Origin of the sequence: Paenibacillus woosongensis (assembly GCF_009725165.1) — a bacterium.
Lineage (GTDB): Bacteria > Bacillota > Bacilli > Paenibacillales > Paenibacillaceae > Fontibacillus > Fontibacillus woosongensis.
In genome coordinates, this window is sequence record NZ_WNZW01000007.1 from 58,010 (window position 1) to 80,588 (window position 22,579).

A 22,579-nucleotide genomic window follows, 5' to 3' on the forward strand; every position below is an offset into this window, starting at 1 on the left:
ACAAACCTTCGGGAGCAGCGTTTAAACTCGCATAGCTCTAACAGGATATAAACAGATGATTAGGCCTGGCTTGCCGCAATCGCTTGATCGAGATCATAGAGGATATCTTCAATCGACTCTGTGCCGATAGACAGGCGAATGAGTCCAGGAGTAACGCCTGCCGACAATTGCTCCTCCGGAGACAGCTGCAGATGCGTTGTGCTTGCCGGATGAATGATCAAGGATTTGGAATCGCCAACGTTGGCCAAATGAGAGAACAATTTCACGCTGTTGATCAGCTTGCGGCCAGCTTCTACACCGCCCTTGATTCCAAAGGTCAGGATTGCACCTTGGCCCTTTGGCAGATATTTCTGGGCAAGCGCATAGGATTCATGGCTAGGAAGTCCAGCATAGCTGACCCATTCGACATTTGGATGACCCTCCAAATGCTTCGCTACCTTAAGCGCGTTCTCACTATGGCGTTCTACGCGCAGATGCAGCGTCTCCAGACCCTGAAGAAGCAGCCAAGCGTTAAATGGAGACAAGGATGCGCCCAGGTCACGCTGCAGTTGTACGCGGGCTTTAATAATGTAAGCCAGCGGGCCAAGCGCTTCCGTATAGACAACGCCGTTGTAGCTTGGATCCGGCTCGGTCAGCCCCGGGAATTTGCCGCTGGCCTTCCAGTCGAACTTCCCGCCGTCAACGATGACGCCGCCAATGGAAGTGCCGTGTCCGCCGATGAACTTCGTGGCTGAGTGCACAACAATGTCTGCCCCGTGCTTAATCGGCTGCAGCAGGTACGGGCTTGGGAAGGTGTTGTCTACGATAAGCGGAATGCCGTGCTCATGAGCAATCGCGGCTACCGCTTCGATATCGAGGACATCGCCCTTCGGATTACCGATTGTCTCTGCATACAGAGCTTTGGTCTTATCTGTGATCGCCGCGCGGAAATTTTCCGGGTTGGACGAGTCCACGAAAGTCACTTTGATTCCCAGCTTCGCTAGCGTAGTAGAGAACAGATTATACGTTCCGCCGTACAATGTTGCGGAGGAGACGATTTCATCCCCGGCACCTGCGATATTCAGGATCGAGAACGTAATCGCTGCCTGACCGGAGCTGGTGGCAAGTGCGCCCACGCCGCCTTCGAGCGCCGCGATTCTTTTCTCGAACACATCGTTCGTCGGGTTCATAATACGGGAGTAAATGTTGCCAAATTCCTTCAGTCCGAACAAATTGGCCGCATGCTCCGTATCGCGGAAGCCATAGGATGTTGTTTGATACAGCGGTACCGCGCGAGAATAAGTAGTGGGATCAATTTCCTGACCCGCATGAACCGCAAGTGTTTCAAGACCGAGTTGACGCTCTTCAGACATAGTTAAATCCTCCTTTAAATTTGCATACCCAAAAGGATGTCATTGTTTTTTCATATTCTCTCACATAATGAAGCGTTTGAAAATACCAAATCCGATAAAATTCCTATGAATTATTCATTTTCTCGATCTGCTGTGGACAACAAATAAGCCGACGGCTGAAAACCGCGACTAATTTGTTCATATGTGCATGAATATGTGCATACTGTTCATAATTTCCGAAGAGCAGGGCGGGAATCGTCAACATATTCACATGATCGACCGCTAAGTACCCCTGATTCCCTCCTAATTTAAGGTTATGCACATGTGGATAGCTATCTGCTCTGGGAATTCACAGAAAATTTGCGGATGAAATAGGCATCCTCCATAGACGGCAGCACCTCGGCCAGGCCTAGAAAAGGAACGCGTTCCGCGACAACCCTTACAAAAAGCCCCGCCTCCGTTTCCCTCATAAAAATAACCCGCTGCTCCGGGAACTCACGCATTTGCTCGCTTGTCACCGTTCCCTCCCAAACCTTTGAAGGAAGATCCCACTTCCATTCTGCTGCACCGCCCTCAAAACGAATTCCGCCGTTCTCAAGCCATAGTATGCGGTTCGCCGCCGCCTCCCACTCATTCAATTCATGGACGGCGGCAACGACGACCCGCCCTAGCGCATAGCGGGTCAAATATGTTATGGCCATTTTCCGCTCCCCTGAATCCAGCGCGTTTAGCGGCTCGTCAAGAAAGAGGAATTTCGGCTGGGCCAGCAGAGACTGAACGATGGCAATCCTTCTCTGTACGCCGATCGATAGCCGTTTAATCCGGGTATTGCGGTACGTCTCCAGCCGAAAGTCACGAATCAGGCGGTCGACCAGCTCGGTTTGGAACACCCCCTTCAGCTCGGCAAGGTACATAAGCAGTTTGTACGTCGTCATCTCCTCATACAGCTCGATGTCCGATGGAACGTAGCCGATCTGGCTGCGGATGAGCGGCAGGTGATCGGCCGTTTCCCGGCCCTGATACGCGATCCGGCCCTTCCGCGGTTTGTCCACTGTAGCGAGCAGCCTAAGCAGCGTCGACTTTCCGGCTCCGTTAGGACCGACAAGCAGCGTCAGTCCCGGATATAGGCGCAGCTGTTCAATCTCCAGCGTAAACGTGCCGACAGGCTGCCGAACATAGTCAATGGATATCATGTCCTGCACCTGCGCCTACCTCGAATTTCACTTTGCGGCTGCGGTAATAAGAGCGTAACAGCAGCACAACTCCTGCTGCCAGCAGCAGTCCATCGATTATTGCCCGGTACTCGACCCGAAGAAAGTAAGATTGGGAATTATCAATGTAAATGAACCACAGCACATATACGGCCAGAGCGCTGGCTAGCGCGTAATAAATTCCTTTGCGAAAGAGAACGTACATGGCCGCTCCGCTTGTCAGCAGCGTAATGCCGAGCCATTGCAGCAGAAAGGGCCCCAGCGGCAAGACAAATTCGCCGGCCTGGAAGATGCGTATGCTGACGACCAGCGAGCTCATGAAGGCCCATACGACGATCAGGGCGATAACCATGAGCATACGGCTGTACATGACAAGTGCCGGAGGATAAGGAGTAATGCTCTCAATCGAACGCATTCCGGAATTCCAGGTCCGGTAGCTGAACAGCATGGATGCGATCAGCATGAGCGGCGTGATAACCGGAAACAAAGAAGACGGCAGAACGCCAATAGACTTTACGGGCTGGCCCGGATCGACGAGAAGAATCAGCATCAAAAATACCGCCGAACTGGACATAATTAACGATTTGCGATTCAGGCGGAATTGGCTTCGCAGCAGCTTTCTCAGGGTTGGAGCTTCCACCTGCTCATTGAACTGAAGCGATTCCAAGGCATGATCCGCCTTGAGTGCATCAAATTCCGGCTGCAGCCTGCGAATCAGCTCCGCGGTCTCCGCCGGGGACGGCGGGGGGGCTATCGCGCGCCGCAGCGGCTCCCGCAGTTCTTCCTCCAGCTTTTCCAGCTCTTCATCGATAAAGTGATTCATGCAGCTGCGCCTCCTTATCCTTATTCCTTCGGTTTCGGCTCCCCGCATGCGGGGATGATAAATCCGGCTCGGAGCCTTTGAGCAGCAAGCGCTTCAACTTGCGCAAGGCTCCGTATAAATGCGATTTGACGGAGCTAAGGGGGATTTCCTTCAGCTCCGCGATCTCCTGCAGCTTCAAATCATGGAAGAAGCGCATCCTAACCACTTCCTGCTGGATATCCGGCAAATATTCCAAGGTAGCTGCAATCTGCTTGGACATTTCCTTCCTTTCCAGCATCTCTTCGGCTCCCGGGGCAGGATCGGCATCATCCGGAATATCCTCGGCAGCGGTATACTCCGAGCGATAGGCGGCACTGCGCCAATAATCCCGGCATAAATTCAGCGCCACTTTGTAGAGCCACGCCCGCAGCTGCTCCATCCCTCCATGCTGCCGCAGGTGCCGGATGAGCCGGATGAACGTCTCCTGGACGATATCCTCGGCTTTCCCGCGGTCCTTCAACTGCTGGGTCACGTAATTCAGCAGAGGTCCATGATAGCGGGTAACTAGAAGCTCGAAAGCATCCTGTTCCCCTAAGGCCACCCGCTCTGTTAATTGCTGATCGGAAATCATTGCTCCCCCCCTCTCTCTTTTTTGTGACTAAACAATAAGATTATTGGGCTCTATGGCTCTTGTTAGCTCTACTCCTCTTCTCTGCCGATCCAGCGTTCCCGGCTGCCCATAACCCCTCCGGCCAGCAGCAATAAAGAGCCGGCAAGAACAAGCAAACTAACGCGGTTAGCTATAAATGAGGAGCCTTCCGTCAAATACGCCGTATACAGCGTAAAGCCTCCAAGAATGCGTCCGGCGCTCACCGTATCAAGTATCCATAGGGCAAAGGCAATCATTAAACCGCCGTAAAGCTTCTGGAACCAGGCGATGCCCAGCACGGCCACGGAAGCAAGCAGCATATAGGCCGGCAGCGTCTGCAGCAGAAGCGGCAGGTACCCTGCCTGCCGGGATACGGCCTCACCGCCATTCCAGGGATGCATGACGTTCACGATACCGCCGAACTTCATCCGGTACATAGCCATCCAGCCCAGTCCCGCCAGCGCGGCGAGTACGAGAGCGAGTATCCACTTTCTCACGGCCATAAGCCGGAGGGATACGGGATAGGTGGCGATGACCTCCATGCTTCCCCCGCCGATTTCCCGCTCAAACAGCAGGACGGTGAGCATAATAACGATCGGGAACATTCCCATTTCCGCATAATAATTTACAGTCTGAGGGCGGTATGGATCGGCCAGCCAGATGGCCGCCCAGTAGGTGAAATAAATAAGCAGCGTGAGCAGGAACAGCGGCTGCTTCCCGATGCTCAAATCAAGACGCACCTGACTGCCCAGCGCCTTAAGCTCCGTTTTCATGTCCCATCACCCTCTCCCACTCCCGTTCCCAGGCTTCGTAAGGAATGGGGCTCGCTTGAGCTGGGCCGTCCGGCTCCTCCAGCGGTATTTCCATCCCCTGAGTATAGAAGTAATTCAGTATTTCCTTCACTTGGCTGATTTTTCCCGCATCGATCGCCTTACCTGCCTCTTCAGCCATGCGGCCGCCCAAATTGTCGGGATCCTCATTGCTATCCGTATGGAATAGCGCGCCAAGCATGCGGAAATCGGCCATTCCATTCTCTATGTCCTTATGGCTGAGCCCCTCGGCTTCTCTATAATAAACGTACCACATTAAGCTGCGCAGGGGCAGACGGATGTCCTTCCTCATATTCTCGATTTGAAAAGAGCCCTTTCGCGTCCCTAGCAGCATTTCGGTCATCAGCAAACCAGCATAGCCGTTATCCCCGCTGTGACTTGCAAAGATCAAGTACATTCCGTTCTCGCTCCTATCGTTCATCATCTGCTTGGTTACGAAATAACCAACCTGTTGAATTTTCGGTTCAAAATCCGCTACCCATGAGGCGAAGTAACGGTAGTATCCGCTCCACTCCTGCAAGACATGCTCAGCTAGCGCCCTGCTGCTCGGTGTCGTAATGATCCGGCTTGGCAGCGATGGAACACTAACCTCAACAAACGGCCCGCCGAATAAGCTGATGCCGTCCTTGCCGAACCCCTGAAACACTTGCATTTTGAAGTCAGCGCCAAGCAGCTTACCGTTATTTCCCTGCATCTCAAGTTCCGGCAAGCTTGTATAGAGTTTCGAATCGAAGCCTTTGACCGTTAGCCGATACTCGGCCGCAGGAAAAGGCATTTCTTTATACATCGAGCCGAGCTGCAGCGTGTTGGACCAATCCTCCTTCATATAGACGTGCCGCATGCCGGGAAACGGATACCAGACAAAATCCCTCGGCAGCAGCACATTGTCCCGTTGGACAAGAGCGTGATACAGGCCTTTTCCATTGTCTTCCGCAACCTTTCCCGAATAGCGGATCTCCAGGCTTACGCTCTCCCGCTGTTCCGGCGCATCACTCCTGGGCAGCGACAGCAAATCACCTTGCCGGGTAAAAGATACAGGATCACCGTTCGCCTTCACTTCACTAACGCTAAAAAGCCGGTTGAGTGTCAGCGTTATTTCTTCCTTGCCTTGAGATATAAGGGCCGAAGCCGGAATTTCCAGCCGGGCCGTGCCGAATAATACGCCATTTTCCGCTTTCTCCAATACAAGGTCATAATTCGCAACCTCAAACATTTCCGTTGGTTCATCCCAGAAACTAACGATGTCCAGAATGGTCTCGTCATTGATTTTAGCGTTATAGCTGCTATACCTGTCACTCCACAGTAAACCGTAGGGGGCACAAGCTGCACAGGCGAGCAGTACGGATAGCCCCGCGGTGAACCACAAACGCGCCCCATGCTTGGTCGGACGCAGCAGGTTAAGAATTGTCACGGCAGCGGTCAGCAGCAGCGCCGCGAATGCCAAGACGAATAATCCCGATCTTATCATTTCATCGATATCAGTCCCATAACCCCATAGTTCATATCCCCGCGTCCCTTCAACGAACAGCTCGCTCAAGTGAAATGTGCGCAGTATATATAAATTATACCTTTCTACAATAAATAGCTGCATGAAAAACGTCCCGAACATCCAGGCGCAGAAGCCGATCAAATAGACGACCCGATTCTGCAGGCAAACGGCAAGGAGCATGGCCAGCGCCAGCGTCACGACATACGAGATTTCATAAGATACAAAGAAATAAACGCCGTGAGAGATGTTGACCGCAGATTCGATCCCTCTGCCATAGGAGAAAGCGACAAACAAACCGGCAGCGAGCAGGGAAAACAAGGTTAAATATGCCATGGCTGCAGCAAATTTCGCCGTAATCCGCATTCCGTAGGCCAAAGGCAGCCCCGTACTCCACTCGTAAGCGGGCCGCCTAATGTCGCGGCGAATGGCCAGAATGCCCAGGAGCATGACGATACCCAGCGTAAGTGTTTGAACCAGAGCATGAAAGCTGTAGGCCTCGTTAAAAAAATTGTTCAGCGGCGAGACCGCCGACAGAAACCATGCATATAGTACCCCGTAAAGGGCCGGCAGTCCCATCAGCCAAGGATTGCGAAAAATATGATTCCATTCCAGCGCAAATTGGCGCTTCCATTTCATCATCGCTGGCCCGCTCCTTCCTCCTGAGAAGACCTTAGCAGCGCTAAATAGCCATCCTCCAGGGTAGGACGAACTACGGCGGCATCCATATCTATAGGCGGGGCATCGGCGATGATCCGGCAGAGCAGCCCGTCATCCGTGCGCCGGGTGGATACGATGGACATCGGGTCCAGCTTAGCGAACAGGCCTTCTTCAACGATCCCTTCCCATACCTTGCCTTCGCCGGCGGTCTGCAAGCGCGTCAAATCCCCAGAAAAACGGACTTCCCCCCGATCAAGCACGGCGATCTGCCGGCAGTTGCTCTCAATGTCCGCAACGATATGCGTGGACAGCAGCACAATCCGGCCCAGGCTAAACCGCGTAAGCAGATTGCGGAAGCGCACGCGCTCCTCCGGGTCCAACCCGGCAGTCGGCTCGTCGACGATCAGCACCTGGGGGGAGCCAAGCAGCGCCTGAGCAATTCCAAGACGCCTTCTCATGCCGCCGGAATACGTGCGGATGCGCTTATTTCCCTTCTCCGCAAGGTTGACCTCCTCCAGCAGGCGGGAAATTTCCGCTTTGCGCTTGCGCGGATCGCTCATTCCCTTCATTACAGCGACATAATCCAAAAATTCCGCTCCGGTCAGTTGCGGATACACTTGAAACTGCTGCGGCAAATACCCGATCATTTTCCGGATGTCCTCCGCGTTTTTCAGCGATACTCCATGAATCAATGCGTCTCCCGAGCTCGGACGGATCAAAGTAGCCAGGATGCGCATCAGCGAGGTTTTCCCTGCGCCATTAGGCCCGAGAAGGCCGACCATGCCCTCGCCGATCGTCAAATTGACGTCATCCAGCGCCATATGGCCCTTCCGGTACATTTTATACAAATGATTGATCTTGATCATGCCATCATTTCCTCATTTCATAACAGTAATGTAATGAATAACCCCGCGCGGTTGGCTTCTGCTACTGTAACGGGATAGCGGATCAAAAAGTTCGCGCTTCACGCAGATTTATTTTTTCTTAGACCGCTGGCGGAATTTTTGCTAGAGTCTATATAGCCGTCCCTACTCGGCTGGAGGGAGATTATTGATGCTGTATTCTGTCCTAAACACCATGCTGCAAGTCATCGTGCCGATCTCAATTCCCGTCATTTCGGGGGCACTCCTCAAGCGATTTCAGAAGCTCGATACCAGACCGCTGGTTACGCTCTACCTGTATTTTCTGAACCCGGCCTTGATCCTGGAGACCCTGGCCAAGGCGGATATCTCATATCAAGACATTTATCAGACGCTTGGCTTCTCGCTGCTGAACCTTATACTGCTCTGGCTGGTCGCCGCTGTGGCAGGCCGGCTTCTAAAGCTTCCGTCCGATGAAAAAGCGGGGCTCACCCTCGTTGCGACGTTTACAAATAGTGTAAACTACGGCCTGCCGCTCGTTCTGCTCGCCTTCGGCCAGCTTGGACTGGACAAGGCCTCCGTATACGTCATCGGCCAAATGATCATTGTGAATACGATAGGCGTGTATTTGGCGGCACGCTCCAGCTTTTCCATGAAGCAAGCGGTGAAATCGGTATTTACCTTGCCCTCCATATATGCAGCCGCTGCCGCGATTTTGCTCAGAACTACCGGATTGTCACTGCCCTTCGGCATCGCTCAGGGCATCTCGATGGCTGCGGCCGCTTATTCCCCCGTCGTGCTTGCCATCCTTGGCGCCCAGATGGTTGGCGTAGCCGGCGTTCCGATGAATGCCGGCTCCAAACGGGCATTCCGAGCCGGCATCGCCACCCGGATGCTGCTGTCGCCTATAGTCGCCCTGCTCGCCCTTTGGCTGCTGCAAATCGACGGCGTGCTGTTCGCCGTATTGTTCATCCTCGCCTGTATGCCTGCCGCAGTGAACGCTTCAGCGCTCGCCGAGAAATTCGGCGCCTCGCCGCAGACGGTATCCAAATGCGTACTGTGGACGACGATCGCCTCCTTTATCACTTTACCGGTTCTGATCGTCCTGCTGCAGTAAAGCCAGGGGGGAATACCAAAAGACCAACCCGCTAAATACGGGTTGGTCTTCTTTAAATGCTGAAGCAAATCCTAATACAAGCTTGCGATAGTCACGCCGCTCGGCAGCTTGTATGGATGCTCTTTATTGATATGGTCGTAGAACATGATTCCGTTCAAATGATCGATTTCATGCTGCATGACGATCGCGTCAAAACCTTTGAAGCGCAGCTTCACCTCATTGCCTTCCCCATCATAGGCCCTGACCTGCACCTTCTCATAGCGGGGTACAAATCCCTGAACGGACCTGTCGACAGACAGGCAGCCCTCGCTCTCCGGCAAATAGATCATCGCTTCGGAATGGCTGATAATTTTCGGATTATAGAGGGCATATTCCCGGGATTGTCCGTGATCATCGTTGAGATAGGCAGCAAACATCCGTTTGTTGAGGCCAATCTGGTTAGCCGATAGTCCAACACCGGCCCGAAGCTTGTATTTTTTGGACATTTCAGGGTCCTGGCTGTTCTTCAAAAATTGCAGCATCGCTGCCATCTCTTCTTGGTCTTCCTCCGTTGGCGGAATGCTAACAGGCTCTGTGACCACCCGGAGAATGTCATTGCCCTCTCTTACGATATCGTCCATAGTAATCAAATAGTCTCTATTGAATTTACTCATAAATGAACCACTCATCCACCTTTATTACCAGATTTATGCGCCAATCTGAGCTTATTTGTATTTATGCCAATCCATGTCGCTGTTATTCAGCAAATACTCAAAATTGCTCTCCAATCTTTTCTGCTCCGCTCTACGAGCCTCTTCCGCCTGCTTTCGGGCAGCAGCCTTATGCTCCTCTTGCTCACGCTCCAGCTTCGCGGCCTGTTCTTTAAGCTTGCTGATTGTATCCGCCCCTAGCAGATCTTTAAGCGTCGCAGGCTTATCTCCCTTGGAAGCAGTCGAAGGCTTGGAATCTCTTCTCTTGGCCATTCTCGGTTCACCTCTATTTCTGACTTCCTCTTAAGTTCATGGTTCATGCCTGCCTAAAGTATCATACGGTCAAATTTATTTGTCAACAATCCTTCTTCCCGGCTTCAAGTTGATTTTCTTCCGATTCAATCTTTATTAAAAATTTTGACAATATTTGTTTAGGATCAGGGCAAACGTGTGTAATTCTACAATATGTCCATTCCCAAGGCTTGGAGGAGAGATCGTATGAGAAACGAGCAGGAAAACAATCATCATGCTGTGAATAGAGCTGCATCCCAGCCCAGCGCCCGCGTCAGAGCACTGCAAAAATTGAAAGAGGAGCAGATCAACGCCTGGAAACCCGTCAAAATCGAAATGGCGCAATACTGGATTGAGCATGAGAAGGTGCAAATGAAACGGAGAATGGCCCGGGGTGCAGTACATTTTTGTAACTTCGGAGAAAATATCGGCTGCGAGCAAAACGAAGAGCGGCCTGTCGTCGTCGTATCGAACAATACGGTAAACTCTACGTCTGGCAACGTTATTGTCGTACCGCTCACAAAAAATTTAAAAACGCGCACCAGCCCGAAAACCGGCCAACCGGTTTTAACGAAGGAAGGCAAACCGATTCCGCGTTTTCAGAGTCATTATTTTCTGTTCAAAAGCAAATATGACTTCCTTGCCTTCGATTCCGCTGCCAAAACGGAAGAAGCTACGTCTGTCAGCAAAATACGCTTAAAGGAGCACCTCGGTAATCTGGATGAAGAGGATATGAACCGCCTGGAAAACCGGCTGAAATGGACGCTGGGCTTCTAGGGGCTTGCAGGGGCGCTTTGCGCTCACGATTGCAGGACGCAATTAGACGCAATGATAGAAGTGAAAATGGAAAAAAAAATGATCAAAAAGAATTGACATACGGCTGGAAAAAGGTTAATATGTTAACAAGTGATTTGTTCGTAGAGTTTTATTATGTCATCCACCTCGTCGTGGATAAACTCACACGTTCTACGTGTATTGAGTCAGAAGAGGAGCCTCGGCTCCTCTTTCGTATTATTATTAGGAATCTTAATTCACAGGTGTCATGTTGCGCTTGTGTTCTGCACATAATAATCTATGTCGCCCACCTGGTCGTGGGCAAATTCACCCCGCAGGGAAGCTCCTTCCTTGCGGGGATTATTTTGTTTTCCCTTGTGTAATATTTAACCAAACCCGTTGTACTCTAACCAAATTATTGCGCCAGCCCCATGAGAAAAACCCGCAAATTGAAGTCCAGGCTCTCCTCCACAGATAGCGGCAGGCCGAAGCCGCCTAGTTTCTCCAGCGCGGCGAAGCCATGAATCAAACTCCGCAGTCCGCGAACTGCATGCAGGGCATCCTCCTGCGGAAGCCCGTAAGGCTCTAGAAGCTGCAGCACCAGATCAACAACACGTTCCTTCGCCAGCCCGATTCCCTCCCGGTTCATCCCTTGCGGCATAAGCTGGGCGCTCTCGTACAGTCCGGGATGCAGGCGGGCAAAGCGGATATAGGCGTGGGCAAAACATACAAGCCCCTGCTTTCCCGCCAGCCCTTCCACTGCTTCATGAACACTGCTATAGAGCTGTTCCAGGGCATACAGGGCAAGCAGGGCTTTCAGCTCTTCGAGTCCGCGGATATGGTTATACAGCGATGGAGAACGAACTCCTAGGGCGGCTGCGACCGAAGCGATCGTTACGGCCTGAACGCCCTGCTGGTCGGCAATCTCCACCGCAGCCATCAATACTGTATGGGTATCAAGACCAGGTCTTGGTGGCATGATGAACCCTCCTCATAAGTTCTAATTATTTCGCTCCATTTGGCGTCGCGCCGCCAGTATCGCTGCCTGCATCGCTCTGTCCGGGTCATTCAGCATCTCTCCATGCCCTGCCCCAATTAGGGCGGGCCGAAGCTCCGCCAGCCTGACCGCGCTTGCGACTGCGGCCTCTTTATTCCATGTAGCCAGCGCCGGAAAAGGAAAGCTTAGACGCAGATGTCCCGACACGGTAAGCCCTCCTCTTGTGTGGAAAGCATCGCCGACGAGCAGTGTCCTTGTTCTCATGTCGAGCAGCGAGATCGAACCCGGTGTGTGGCCGGGAGCAGCAATGGCCTGCAGGGAGCCGATGCTGTCTCCTTCGCGGACGAGATGATCCGCCCGGGTCTTGACGGATTTGGGCACCCCGCCCCGGATCGGCATCTGCGGCTCGCCGGGCTGAAGGCTTCGGTCGCCAGCAAGCAGCAGCGCATCACGCTCGGATATATATACCTCTGCCTCTGGAAAGCTCGCCTTCAATTTATCCAAAGCCCCGACATGGTCATCATGGGCATGGGTCAATACGATTCGCGCCAGCGGTTTGCCGCTATACTTGACCGCCTGCATGATTCCGGCCGCACTATATGGAAGAGCGGCATCTACTAAAGTAAGGCTCTCCTCCTCCTCAACCAGATAACAATTTACCGGAAACACTCTGGGCATAAACGTTAATTGCCTTAAATATTCACGTTGAATGATCCTCATCCGAACACGCTCCTCCACATAAACTAATACCATTAGTTTTTATTTTAACTAATGGCATTAGTTTTGCAAGCATTATTTTTTTAACTTGCCGAATACGGCTCGCCTTGCTCAGCCTGCGGTTTCTTTGGACCTCGTCCCGGCCAGAAGGAGAAGCGGCCCAGTACCATCGTAATGGATGGCACAAGGAATGGACGAACGATGAACGTATCCAGCAAAATGCCGATTGCCGAGATGATGCCGAACTGAACGAGCGCCTGAATCGGCAGCGTTGCCAGTACGGCAAACGTTCCAGCCAGAATCAGCCCGGCTGATGTGATGACGCCGCCCGTCTCCGTCACTCCGTCCCGAATCGCCTGCTTCAGCGGCATCGTTCTGCTCTTGCGCCAGATGCTGGAGATCATAAATATGTTATAGTCCTCGCCGAGGGCTACAAGGAAAGCGAACGCATAAAGCGGAATAAGCCCCTGTATCGCCGTGGTGCCCATTAAATCATGAATGACGAACCAGCCGAGACCCAGCGCTGAGAAATAGGACAATACAACGGTCAGAACGAGATACAGCATCGCCACGACGGAGCGCAGATACAAGAGCAGCAGCAGCGCGATCAGCCCGATGACGATCGGAATGATGACGGCCGTATCGCGTTGATTCGTCAGCTCCGTATCATATTGGGTCGCCGTCTGCCCCGAAATCCATACCTGCTCTTCCGGTGCAGTAATGCCAGCTGTCTGAAGCATTTTTTCTGCTGTCTCCCGCAGCTCTGGAAGAAGCGCCATCGCTTCATTGGAATACGGATTCAGATTCAGTTCGATATCTATAGCTTTAATATCCGGGTTACCGCTCCCTTCTGCCGCCTCCGACACTTTGCTAACGTAAGCAAGAGCGGAGAACGTCTCTTTCAGAGGCACGTCCTTCCCTTCCGTATTGACCATAAGCTTAATCGGAGCCAGTTCGCCTGGGGTAAACTTGTCGCCGATAACGGCAAAGCCTTCCCGTGACGGGCTGCTCTCGGGAAACGTCGACAATAAGTCCACGGTATATTCGATCCGGGTGGCATTCAGTGCGCAGGCGCCCAGAAATATGACGGTGATCGCAATGATAAGCCATGGGCGGCGCGTTACCGCCCGGCCGATCAGGCCCCCCTGCTGCTTGGCTGCTGCCGGGGAAATGGCCGGAACAGGCTTGCCTTTCTTCCGGGCTCTTTCGGCAATCATTTCCGGTGTACGGGGCACGAACGGATAGAAAGAGCCACGACCAAAGATAGCTAGCAGCGCAGGAACTAGCGTCAGACTGGCTGCGCCCATAATCAGGATCGATAAGCTGAACGGCACCGCAAACCGGTGTACCGCGCCGTATTTGGCGAATAAAAGCGCAAGCAAGGCAATGACGACGGTGAAGCCGCTCATTGCAACCGCTCCGGCGGAGTCTTTGAATGTGCGGACAAGCGCCTTCGTCTTATCACGTTCTTCTCCGAGAACTTGACGGAAACGCGAAATCATGAACAAGCAATAGTCCGTTCCTGCGCCGAACAACAGTACCGTCATGATGGAAATTCCCTGCGAATCGACGGTGATCCAGCCCATATCGGACATTTTACCGAGAATCGGGCTGGCCGCCCCGTAGGCAAAGCCTACCCCGATCAAAGGAATCATCGCTAATATCGGAGATCTGTAAATGAGCAGCAGCAGCACGAGTACGAGCAGCACTGTAGCAATAAGCAGCGAAACGTCTGCGCTCGAGAACAATCCGACCGCATCAATTGAAATACCTGCCGGGCCAGACACCCTTGCCGATAGATCTTCTCCATCACCAATGCTTACCGCAAACGGATCGGCGGCAAATATTTCCTTCGACTGTTCCCGGATTTGCTTCATGCCCGCCTCGATGGTATCCGTGTCCGCTTCTTTGCTGAAGAACAGCGGCAGCACGAATGCCGTTCCATCCTCGGAAGCCAGCTTCTGAAGCACGGGCAGCGGCATTTGGTGGAAGGGCGGTACCCCCTCCTGTCCTGCAAGCGGATGGTCCGTCAGCCAAGCCGCAAGCTGCTGCAAGCTGCCGAAATCCTGCTCGGTCAACCCGGTATTCCTCTGCCAGACAAGCAATGCCGGGATCCCGGAATCGCTCGGGAACTCCTGCTCAGCGAGCTGCTGTGCCTGTACCGAGGGCATCGACGCCTCTAGATTGGCCGCATTATTGTCCTCCTTCTCGTTAACGCCCGGCCAGATCGCGCTCAGCGCTCCTACGAGAACAATCCAGACTGCCAAGGTAATCCATTTCGTTTTGCTTCCCGCAAACCAGCGGCCAAGCCGCTCCAGCAATTGTTCCATCGCTTCTCTCATCTCCATATTTTCAAATTTGAGTCAACGTGATTTAAATCATAACAGTAATTATATATACCGGAAGGTTAATTATCAATCGTCTATTTTCATTTGCTGCCTGTCCATGGAAAGATGATTATTTGAACAGCTTCTTATGGTATAATGATTCGTCAGTAAAGTAATTTGAGGTGACCTTAATGAAAGCACCGAATAAGAAGCCTTTGGGAAGGCCTCCCGTACAGCAGGAAGGGCTGCCTACTTCGCAGCATATTTTATTCATAGCCTCTAAGCTGTTTATGGAGAAAGGCTTCGAATCCGTCTCCATGAATATGGTTGCGCAGCATTCGGGCGTAACCAAAGCTTCCGTCTATTATTACTTTCCGACCAAAAACGAACTGTTCGTGGCCTCGATGGTCGCTGTACTCGTCAATGTGAGACAGCGGATCGAGACGCTGCTTGCTCAGCCAGGCTCTTTTCGGGAGCGGCTTGAGCTCATTGCCCAAAATTATTTGCGCGTTCCGCAGATACATATGGACGGCATGGCGGAAAAGGTGAAGCATCATTTGACCGAGGAGCAGCATAATCAGTTGAACCAGCATGAGAACTCCCTGTACGAGGCGCTGGAGACCGGCTTCGCCGATGCCGCCAGGCAGGGGGAGATCCACTGCGATGACCCTTTTCTCACAGCGCATTTATATGTGTCCATGCTGAGGATTGGCGAACGGCGCTATTCGAATAATGAGTCATTGTTCGAGTCGCATGAGGAAGCAGCAGCTAAAATCGTAGCCTTTCTGTGGAGGGGCATTCACAAATAATGACATGCAAAGGGATGAAAGCCATGGCCTTTGGGATCACCCGGGACGAGCTGAACGCCTGGAAACAGCGAGCCTCGCGAGGAGAAATTGCATACTTGACGCATTACTGGCTGGATTCGCGCTTTCCGGGCATTACGACCGTCACCAAAGTCGGGTGCAATGATTTGGAGCGATTGGCGGCATGGTGCGAGGATAACGGGCTGAACCCGAAATACATTCATCGCCGGGACGCTTATCCTCACTTCGATTTGATTGGTCCGAAGCAGGTGGAAATTCTAACCCGGGAAGGACTGCAGGATCAGCTTGAAAGATTCCGTCTCCTATAAAAATATTAAAGGCAGGCCGCATTCATGTATGCGGACCTGCCTTTTTTCTGTAGATTAACCCTGTTCTCCGGTAACGAATAATCCAACCCGGTCAACGAGCTCCGAACTTTCCCTGTTTAGCCCAACGATCTGTACATTCTTGCCCTGCTCCTGGTATTTCGCAATGACTTTGGAAATAGCCTGGACGGCGGAATGATCCCACACGTGAGATCCCGTGAAATCAATAACGATATGCTTCGGGTCGTCCGATACGTTGAATTCATCCAGGAAGCCCGTTACGGTGCCGAAGAACATTTGCCCTTTCACCGTATATTGCTTGAAGTCAGCCCGCTCTTCCGAAGTAATCCGAATCTTGGCCATCCTCCAGGCAAAAATGAGCGCGCTGAGTAATACACCTATGCCGACACCAACGGAAAGATTGTTCGTGGCTACGACGGCCGCCACGGTAACAACCATTACGAAGCTTTCCGAGTATGGAATTTTCCGGCGCATGGATCTTAAATAACCCCAATCGAACGTGCCTATGCAAACCATGAACATTACGCCGACCAGGGCTGCCATAGGGACCGCTTTGACGACATCGCCGAGCACGATGATGAGGAACAGCAGGCCCACGCCCGACACCAGTGTAGACAGCCGGGTTCGTCCACCGGACTTGACGTTAATCATCGACTGGCCAATCATAGCACAGCCCGCCATCCCGCCGAAGAAGCCCGTAACGATGTTAGCCAGTCCCTGCCCCTTCATCTCGCGGTTCTTATCGCTTGGCGTATCGGTGATTTCATCGATCAAAGTCGCCGTCATCAATGACTCCAGCAGCCCAACTACGGCTAATGATAAAGATACCGGAAAAATCACCCTGAACATGTCCCACGTCAAGCCTACCTCAGGAAGATGGAACACTGGCAAAGCGCTCGTGATCGTACCCATGTCTCCCACCGTCTTGACGTCCAGGCCAAGCAGCATCGTAATCACAGATACGATGATAATCGCTGCCAAGGCTGAAGGAAACGCCTTCGTCATCCGGGGAAATACATAAATAATAACTAGAGTCAGTGCAACTAGGGCGTACATCACCCAGCCTTCGCCCGCAAAATAATGAAGCTGGGCCATAAAGATCAGGATCGCCAATGCATTTACGAATCCTACCATGACGGAATGCGGCAAAAAGTTAATCAGCTTTCCAAGCCGCAGAGCGCCGAGAATAACTTGAATGACGCCGGCGAGAATCGTAGCTGCAAAGAGATACTCAATGCCATAATCGCGAACGAGGCCGCCCATCAACAGCGCCATTGCCCCCGTAGCTGCCGAGATCATTCCCGGCCTTCCCCCCGCAAAAGCAATCACTACGGCGATGAAAAATGAAGCATACAGCCCTACCATCGGGCTCACTCCAGCCAGTAACGAGAAGGCGATCGCCTCGGGGATTAAGGCAAAAGCAACCGTCAGGCCAGACAGCAGATCAGCACGTATGTTCGAGAACCAAGCCGCACGAATATTTAGTGTTTTAAACAAATGATGTAATCCTCCTATGTACTTTAAATTGGGGTCCGGTGCAACGCTCACGAACTCGATTATATAAAATTTAATCGTTGTTTCACAACTGAATCAGCCCGAATGTAAACGCTAACAAAGCGTGCATACTTATTATTCCTTCAAAATGGAGCTATTTGCTCCCTTCTCTGTCCTTCATAAAAAAAACACCCTGCATCGTTCGTATGCAAGGCGCTGTTCACTATATGCGGCTCAGTTGTCTGATTATCCAAAATACTTGGCGATGATTTCCGCAATGGTCGTGCTCTTGATCGGTTTGCTGATATAATCATCCATCCCCGCATTCAGGCAGTTCTCTCTGTCGCCCTTCAAGGCATTAGCGGTGACAGCGACGATAACCGGCCATTTGTCTGCAGGCACAGTCTCCTTGATGACCCGTGTCGCGTCAAGCCCGTTTAGCTCAGGCATATGCACGTCCATAAAAATAAGGTCAAACGGTTCATAGGCAATTTTCTGTATTACTTCTATGCCGTTCGAAACGATCGTAATGTGATGGCCTAGCCGTTCAAGCATTTTCTTCAGCACGATCTGATTAATCTCATTATCTTCAGCTACAAGAATTTTCAGCTTTTGCGCGTGCGTTCCGTCCAGGCCAGCTCCGTCCATCCCTTTGCCGGCTGCCGTCTGCCTTACGGGCTCTTTCAGCATGATATGAAATACAAAAGTAGCGCCCAACCCATCCGCAGGCTCTACCCAAATATCTCCGTCCATCAGACCAATCAGCCGTTTGGTAATTGCCAGCCCCAGCCCCGTGCCCTCATAATTGCGCGTCATGAAATGATCGAGCTGGGAGAACGGTTCGAACAGATGCGATATTTTATCCTTGGGAATGCCGATTCCGGTATCTTTGACGATAACCTTCAATTTGACGTATTGATCCTGCCTCTCCAGCAGCTCCACCGATATCGATACTCCGCCGTTAAAGGTGAACTTCACCGCATTCCCGACCAAATTGAGAAATATTTGTTTCAGGCGATCCGGATCACCGATCAAGGCATCCGGAACGTCGGGATGGACGTCGTACTTCATCGTCAGCCCTTTCTCATAAGCTCTAGGGGTAAGCACGTCCAGCGTCTCGGAAATACACTTGCGGATATCGAACAGCTCCTTGTGCAGCACCGTCTTTCCCGATTCGATTTTGGCAAAGTCGAGGATATCGTTGATAATGCTCAGCAGGGTATCTCCGCTCTTGCGGATAATATTGAGATATTCCCTCTGGGTGTTATCCAGCTCTGTCGTTTCCAGCAGCAGATCCGTCATGCCAATGACTCCGTTCATCGGCGTGCGGATTTCATGGCTCATCATGGCCAGAAATTCGCTCTTGGCCTTGTTTGTGCTTTCGGCTGCTTCTTTGGCGATGAGCAGTCTTTTTTGCTCGGTAATATCTTTGGCGATAATATAGAAGCCTACGTTCTCATTATTGATAATAATCGGCGCGATCGTCGTCAATACCTCTACCGTCTCGCCCTGCTTCGTATGAAGCTTATCAATCAGCTTTTCGATGCTCGGATCGCTGATCGCCTCTTTCAGGATGCGCTGGACGTATTTCTCCCCGATAAAACGCGAGAAGCTTTTGCCGGCCATTTCTTCAATTTCGTAACCGGTCATCTTCACAGCCATGACATTCGCATTGATAATATTGCCCTCCAGGTCAAGGGAGAATACGGCGTCATGATTATACTTCTTTAATGAAGTATAACGTTCAACCGTTTCCTGGATTTTACGCTCGATATTTTTGCGTTCCGTAATGTCCTGCACGGTTCCGTTCATCTTGACAGGCCTCTTATCCTCATCATAAGCTACGATGCCTTTTAAGCAATAATAGCCTATCGCGCCATCCCCGTATTTATATTGAAATTCGAAATCAAGCTTCCCTTTTTCCATTGCCCGCCGAATCGCTTCAATGAATTGCCTCCGCTCATTTTCCTGTATCAGCTCTACTAGCTGGGCGGTTGTAACTACGGAGCCCTTTTTAATATGGAACATTTCATATACGTAATCGAACAAGACGATCTCATCCCTAGTCAGATCCCATTCCCAGCTGCCGATTAACGCGGTGCGCATCGTTTCAGACAGAATCGCCCGCTCGTATTTCCATTTTGAAATGTCGCGGCCGACGGCGAGAATGACCGGCTTCTCCAGCCCTTCCCGGGTGCCGAGCCGGGTAATGTTGAATTCGAACCACACGTATTTTCCATCTTTATGCTTAAGCCGCAGCTCGATTCTGCCCCCGCCGCGAAGCATCTCCCGCCGGATCGTAAAAGTCCGGTCATCAGGATGGCATAGTTCGGTGTGACGGCGGCCCAGCAATTCCTCCGGGACGTAGCCGAGAGAAGGCTCTACGGACGGCGAGATATATTCGCATATCCCTTCTTCATCACAGCAGTAAATGATATCTCCTGCATGGTTGACGATTTGCTTGTAGTAGTACTGGCCAATTTCACGCTGATTTGGGTTCTCTTTCCGGTGCCCGTGAGTAGACAGCTGTCCATCTTCCCTGATGCTCATGTCTCTGCCTCCGTCCAGTAGGATGTTCGTACATCAAGTGAGTTCACGTCGAAAAAAAATGAAGATATACAGAAAATAATTATAGTTGAATTTTCTCTTTTCAAGAAGACTGAAATGGATTATTGTTGCTAAGGGGCGTTCTGTGCCCACCTAAAGAGAAACCATATTTGAGGTGATAAATCATGTCCATAGCTGGGCAAGCTTCGAATCACGGAAGCCTTTTTCGCAATCGGTTCTACCAGACCATTCTCATCTCAAATGTCCTGCTGCAAATTGGAATTTGGGTTAGGAATTTCGCCATCCTGATGTTCGTTACAGATATGACGAATGAGAATCCGCTGGCCATTTCACTGATCTACGTTGTTGAATTCGCGCCGATCTTTGTATTTTCCTTTATCGGCGGGGCCTTCGCCGACAGATGGCTGCCGAAACGCACGATCATTTGGTGTGATTTCCTGTCCGCGATATCCGTATTTGTCGTTCTGCTGACGCTGCTGTACGGCTCCTGGGAGACGATCTACCTGGCTACCTTCGTATCGGCAATCCTCTCGCAATTTTCACAGCCTTCGGTAATGAAGCTGTTCAAGCAGCACGTTCACCCTGATCAATTGCAGCAAGGCATGGCCTTGTTCCAATCGCTGATTGCGATCTTTATGATCGCCGGCCCGGGGCTCGGCATCTATGCTTACCATCAATTCGGGATTGAAAATTCAATCGCCGTGATGGGCGTAGCCTTCCTGCTGTCCGCCCTCGTCATGTTCCGCCTGCCTGCGGATGAGAAGCCAGACCGCAAGGAGGAACGCACGTCCAACATCCGCCAGGAGCTGGCCGACGGGTTCCGCTACGTATGGCGCAGCAAAGTCCTGAAAGTGCTGGGCGCTACCTTTGCGATTGCGGGCCTTGCCGTCGGTACCATTCAAACCCTGGGGCTCTTCGTTGTTACCGAAAGATTGGGGCAGCCCAAAGAGTTCCTGCAGTTCCTGCTCATGGTTAACGGCGGCGCCATGCTTCTCGGCGGCATCCTGATCATGACGCTGACGAAAAAAATCGCGCCGCAGCTGCTGCTTGCCTTCGGAATGACGGTCAGCGCCGTATGTATCGCCGGCATGGGCTTCTCGACCAGTATTCCGCTAACGCTAACGCTGCAGTTCATCAACGGCCTCACCTTCCCATGTATCCAAATCGGCATCAACACGCTGATTCTCCAATGGACGGAGCAGTCTTACGTCGGCCGGGTGAACGGCGTGCTCAGTCCAATGTTCATGGGGATGATGGTCATCATGATGTCCCTGGCCGGTCTGCTGAAAAAAACGTTCCCGCTCGTCGAAATTTATGCCGTATCGGGAGTAGTCATGCTGATCGGAGCACTGATCCTTATCCCGATCTTCAAACACAAGCCTGACCCTAACCCGCTGGGTACGGATGCAGGCTCCGCCATGGATTCGGTTTAAACTCCCCATTCTATTACTTTAAACCGCAATCGGCAATGTGACGCAGCACCGCTGCTGGCAATAATGGCAAACTTATTGGCAAAATGTAAAAAGAGCCCGGAGGCAGAATACAGCCTCCGGGCTCTTTGTGTAAATTAGCGTTTGTTGAAAATGTCCGTCAATACCGGTACGATTTGCGATTTGCGGGACACTACGCCCTTAAGCACCGCTTTGTTGTCAACAAGCTTAACGCCGTAAGCTTCTTCCACCGCAGCAGCATCCTTACCAACAGCAAGTCCCACGGAGTCGTTGTTCAGGATATCCGTCACGACGAAGAGGAACAGGTCGAGTCCCTTCTTCTCTACGATGCCTGCCAGCGCTGCCTCCAGCTCAGACTGGCGCGACAATACGTCATTTACATCAACCGCGTTAACCTGGGCGATCTCTACCTTGGAGCTGCCCATTTCAAATTCCTTCGCATCGAGTGAAATCAGGTCCTCGATCGATTTATCGCTTAAGTCCGCTCCCGCTTTGAGCATGTCCAGGCCGTACTCTTCCGCGTTCACGCCGGCGATGGCAGCCAGCTCGCGAGCAGCCGCAACGTCCTGCTCGGTACAGGTCGGAGATTTGAACAGCAGGGAGTCGGAAATGATCGCCGACAGCATCAAGCCTGCAATATTCGCCGGAACCTCGATGCCGTTCTCTTTATACATTTTGTTCAGAATCGTTGCCGTGCAGCCGACAGGCTCCGCGCGGTAATAAAGCGGCCCGCTGGTCTCAAAGTTGGCGATTCTGTGGTGGTCGATAACTTCAGCTACGCGCACCTGATCGATATCCGCAACGCTCTGCTGGCGTTCATTGTGGTCAACGAGAATGACATCCTTCACTTCGCCCGCTACACTCTCCACAATGCGGGGAGCTGTGAAACCGAAACGATCCAAAGCGAACTGAGTTTCCCCATTTGCGCTGCCAAGAGCGACGGCTTCGACATTCCAGCCCAGCTTGCTTTTCAGGTCCGCATAAGCGATGGCGGAGCAAATTGTATCCGTATCCGGATTTTTGTGACCGAAAATCAATACTTTGTCCATCTCAATACTCTCCTTTTACTCATTAGCTTAGAAAAGTATATCCTACAAGGCCTCGGACAATCAAGATGATAGAGTCCTAGATTCAAATATTTTACATCGAAATCGTTTTTTTCAGCGTACTTT

Annotated in this window: 20 protein-coding genes; 5 read left to right on the forward strand and 15 right to left on the reverse strand. The window is 51.8% G+C overall.

The window, feature by feature from the left end:
• Positions 1-59: 59 nt before the first annotated feature.
• The 7 genes from GNP95_RS16810 to GNP95_RS16840 all read right to left on the reverse strand — a co-directional run bounded on the left by GNP95_RS16810 (position 60) and on the right by GNP95_RS16840 (position 7,835).
• Complete coding sequence (locus tag GNP95_RS16810; protein ID WP_155612024.1) at positions 60-1,352, reverse strand: homocysteine synthase; 1,293 nt, start codon at positions 1,350-1,352, stop codon at positions 60-62.
• A 311-nt stretch (positions 1,353-1,663) separates the two neighbouring features.
• On the reverse strand, positions 1,664-2,524 hold the full coding sequence (locus GNP95_RS16815) for an ATP-binding cassette domain-containing protein (RefSeq protein ID WP_155612025.1): 861 nt from the start codon (positions 2,522-2,524) through the stop codon (positions 1,664-1,666).
• Entirely contained in the window at positions 2,511-3,365 is an 855-nt protein-coding gene (locus GNP95_RS16820; RefSeq protein ID WP_155612026.1) for a hypothetical protein, read from the reverse strand. The genes GNP95_RS16815 and GNP95_RS16820 overlap by 14 nt, the downstream gene beginning before the upstream one ends.
• Complete coding sequence (locus GNP95_RS16825; RefSeq protein ID WP_155612027.1) at positions 3,346-3,975, reverse strand: RNA polymerase sigma factor; 630 nt, start codon at positions 3,973-3,975, stop codon at positions 3,346-3,348. Before GNP95_RS16825 ends, GNP95_RS16820 begins: the two co-directional genes overlap by 20 nt.
• 68 nt (positions 3,976-4,043) lie before the next feature.
• Positions 4,044-4,766 carry a hypothetical protein gene (locus tag GNP95_RS16830; RefSeq protein ID WP_155612028.1) on the reverse strand — a complete coding sequence of 241 codons (723 nt, stop codon included), beginning with the start codon at positions 4,764-4,766 and terminating at the stop codon, positions 4,044-4,046.
• Complete coding sequence (locus tag GNP95_RS16835) at positions 4,750-6,951, reverse strand: ABC transporter permease (protein ID WP_155612029.1); 2,202 nt, start codon at positions 6,949-6,951, stop codon at positions 4,750-4,752. The genes GNP95_RS16830 and GNP95_RS16835 overlap by 17 nt, the downstream gene beginning before the upstream one ends.
• A complete protein-coding gene (locus tag GNP95_RS16840) occupies positions 6,948-7,835 on the reverse strand; it encodes an ABC transporter ATP-binding protein (RefSeq protein WP_155612030.1) in 888 nt (295 codons plus the stop codon). Before GNP95_RS16840 ends, GNP95_RS16835 begins: the two co-directional genes overlap by 4 nt.
• Before the next feature lie 187 nt (positions 7,836-8,022).
• Here GNP95_RS16840 and GNP95_RS16845 point away from each other — a divergent pair, with 187 nt between their 5' ends.
• Positions 8,023-8,946 (forward strand): AEC family transporter, encoded by a 924-nt coding sequence (locus tag GNP95_RS16845; protein WP_155612031.1) that lies wholly within the window; start codon positions 8,023-8,025, stop codon positions 8,944-8,946.
• 71 nt (positions 8,947-9,017) lie between these two features.
• Here the strand turns inward: GNP95_RS16845 and def are convergent, their stop codons facing one another.
• Positions 9,018-9,599: a peptide deformylase gene (def, locus tag GNP95_RS16850; RefSeq protein ID WP_155612032.1), complete on the reverse strand. Its 582-nt coding sequence runs from the start codon at positions 9,597-9,599 to the stop codon at positions 9,018-9,020.
• 51 nt (positions 9,600-9,650) lie between these two features.
• Complete coding sequence (locus GNP95_RS16855; protein ID WP_155612033.1) at positions 9,651-9,908, reverse strand: YqkE family protein; 258 nt, start codon at positions 9,906-9,908, stop codon at positions 9,651-9,653.
• A gap of 225 nt (positions 9,909-10,133) precedes the next feature.
• On the opposite strand from GNP95_RS16855, the gene GNP95_RS16860 reads away from it, so the two are divergent.
• A complete protein-coding gene (locus GNP95_RS16860; RefSeq protein ID WP_155612034.1) occupies positions 10,134-10,703 on the forward strand; it encodes a type II toxin-antitoxin system PemK/MazF family toxin in 570 nt (189 codons plus the stop codon).
• 412 nt (positions 10,704-11,115) lie between these two features.
• On the opposite strand, the gene GNP95_RS16865 is transcribed toward GNP95_RS16860, so the two are convergent.
• The 3 genes from GNP95_RS16865 to GNP95_RS16875 form a co-directional block, all read right to left on the reverse strand.
• On the reverse strand, positions 11,116-11,679 hold the full coding sequence (locus tag GNP95_RS16865) for a TetR-like C-terminal domain-containing protein (protein ID WP_155612035.1): 564 nt from the start codon (positions 11,677-11,679) through the stop codon (positions 11,116-11,118).
• Between the two features lie 21 nt (positions 11,680-11,700).
• Positions 11,701-12,417, reverse strand: a complete 717-nt coding sequence (locus tag GNP95_RS16870; protein WP_155612036.1) for an MBL fold metallo-hydrolase — start codon at positions 12,415-12,417, stop codon at positions 11,701-11,703.
• Positions 12,418-12,497: 80 nt separating this feature from the next.
• Entirely contained in the window at positions 12,498-14,762 is a 2,265-nt protein-coding gene (locus tag GNP95_RS16875; RefSeq protein ID WP_413773755.1) for an MMPL family transporter, read from the reverse strand.
• Between the two features lie 170 nt (positions 14,763-14,932).
• Here GNP95_RS16875 and GNP95_RS16880 point away from each other — a divergent pair, with 170 nt between their 5' ends.
• Both GNP95_RS16880 and GNP95_RS16885 read left to right on the forward strand, forming a co-directional pair.
• A complete protein-coding gene (locus GNP95_RS16880) occupies positions 14,933-15,550 on the forward strand; it encodes a TetR/AcrR family transcriptional regulator (protein ID WP_155612038.1) in 618 nt (205 codons plus the stop codon).
• Positions 15,551-15,573: 23 nt separating this feature from the next.
• Positions 15,574-15,876: a hypothetical protein gene (locus GNP95_RS16885; RefSeq protein WP_155612039.1), complete on the forward strand. Its 303-nt coding sequence runs from the start codon at positions 15,574-15,576 to the stop codon at positions 15,874-15,876.
• A gap of 54 nt (positions 15,877-15,930) precedes the next feature.
• Here GNP95_RS16885 and GNP95_RS16890 read toward each other — a convergent pair whose 3' ends face one another.
• Positions 15,931-17,391 carry a SulP family inorganic anion transporter gene (locus tag GNP95_RS16890; RefSeq protein ID WP_155612040.1) on the reverse strand — a complete coding sequence of 487 codons (1,461 nt, stop codon included), beginning with the start codon at positions 17,389-17,391 and terminating at the stop codon, positions 15,931-15,933.
• 243 nt (positions 17,392-17,634) lie between these two features.
• Complete coding sequence (locus GNP95_RS16895) at positions 17,635-19,938, reverse strand: PAS domain S-box protein (RefSeq protein ID WP_155612041.1); 2,304 nt, start codon at positions 19,936-19,938, stop codon at positions 17,635-17,637.
• A 182-nt stretch (positions 19,939-20,120) separates the two neighbouring features.
• Between GNP95_RS16895 and GNP95_RS16900 the strand changes: the two genes are divergently transcribed.
• Entirely contained in the window at positions 20,121-21,389 is a 1,269-nt protein-coding gene (locus GNP95_RS16900) for an MFS transporter (RefSeq protein ID WP_155612042.1), read from the forward strand.
• 134 nt (positions 21,390-21,523) lie between these two features.
• On the opposite strand, the gene GNP95_RS16905 is transcribed toward GNP95_RS16900, so the two are convergent.
• The gene (locus GNP95_RS16905; protein WP_155612043.1) at positions 21,524-22,456 is read right to left on the reverse strand and encodes a manganese-dependent inorganic pyrophosphatase; all 933 of its coding nucleotides are present in this window, start codon (positions 22,454-22,456) and stop codon (positions 21,524-21,526) included.
• Between the last annotated feature and the right edge of the window lie 123 nt (positions 22,457-22,579).

What these genes read in the sequence shown, in the direction of transcription:
- GNP95_RS16875 (WP_413773755.1), bottom strand. Translation starts at nt 14,762, where the DNA reads ATGGAGATGAGAGAAGCGATGGAACAATTGCTGGAGCGGCTTGGCCGC.
- def (WP_155612032.1), bottom strand. Translation starts at nt 9,599, where the DNA reads ATGAGTAAATTCAATAGAGACTATTTGATTACTATGGACGATATCGTA.
- GNP95_RS16820 (WP_155612026.1), bottom strand. Translation starts at nt 3,365, where the DNA reads ATGAATCACTTTATCGATGAAGAGCTGGAAAAGCTGGAGGAAGAACTG.
- GNP95_RS16835 (WP_155612029.1), bottom strand. Translation starts at nt 6,951, where the DNA reads ATGATGAAATGGAAGCGCCAATTTGCGCTGGAATGGAATCATATTTTT.
- GNP95_RS16900 (WP_155612042.1), top strand. Translation starts at nt 20,121, where the DNA reads ATGTCCATAGCTGGGCAAGCTTCGAATCACGGAAGCCTTTTTCGCAAT.
- GNP95_RS16905 (WP_155612043.1), bottom strand. Translation starts at nt 22,456, where the DNA reads ATGGACAAAGTATTGATTTTCGGTCACAAAAATCCGGATACGGATACA.
- GNP95_RS16885 (WP_155612039.1), top strand. Translation starts at nt 15,574, where the DNA reads ATGGCCTTTGGGATCACCCGGGACGAGCTGAACGCCTGGAAACAGCGA.
- GNP95_RS16815 (WP_155612025.1), bottom strand. Translation starts at nt 2,524, where the DNA reads ATGATATCCATTGACTATGTTCGGCAGCCTGTCGGCACGTTTACGCTG.
- GNP95_RS16865 (WP_155612035.1), bottom strand. Translation starts at nt 11,679, where the DNA reads ATGCCACCAAGACCTGGTCTTGATACCCATACAGTATTGATGGCTGCG.
- GNP95_RS16810 (WP_155612024.1), bottom strand. Translation starts at nt 1,352, where the DNA reads ATGTCTGAAGAGCGTCAACTCGGTCTTGAAACACTTGCGGTTCATGCG.
- GNP95_RS16880 (WP_155612038.1), top strand. Translation starts at nt 14,933, where the DNA reads ATGAAAGCACCGAATAAGAAGCCTTTGGGAAGGCCTCCCGTACAGCAG.
- GNP95_RS16895 (WP_155612041.1), bottom strand. Translation starts at nt 19,938, where the DNA reads ATGAGCATCAGGGAAGATGGACAGCTGTCTACTCACGGGCACCGGAAA.
- GNP95_RS16860 (WP_155612034.1), top strand. Translation starts at nt 10,134, where the DNA reads ATGAGAAACGAGCAGGAAAACAATCATCATGCTGTGAATAGAGCTGCA.
- GNP95_RS16830 (WP_155612028.1), bottom strand. Translation starts at nt 4,766, where the DNA reads ATGAAAACGGAGCTTAAGGCGCTGGGCAGTCAGGTGCGTCTTGATTTG.
- GNP95_RS16825 (WP_155612027.1), bottom strand. Translation starts at nt 3,975, where the DNA reads ATGATTTCCGATCAGCAATTAACAGAGCGGGTGGCCTTAGGGGAACAG.
- GNP95_RS16855 (WP_155612033.1), bottom strand. Translation starts at nt 9,908, where the DNA reads ATGGCCAAGAGAAGAGATTCCAAGCCTTCGACTGCTTCCAAGGGAGAT.
- GNP95_RS16845 (WP_155612031.1), top strand. Translation starts at nt 8,023, where the DNA reads ATGCTGTATTCTGTCCTAAACACCATGCTGCAAGTCATCGTGCCGATC.
- GNP95_RS16840 (WP_155612030.1), bottom strand. Translation starts at nt 7,835, where the DNA reads ATGATCAAGATCAATCATTTGTATAAAATGTACCGGAAGGGCCATATG.
- GNP95_RS16870 (WP_155612036.1), bottom strand. Translation starts at nt 12,417, where the DNA reads ATGAGGATCATTCAACGTGAATATTTAAGGCAATTAACGTTTATGCCC.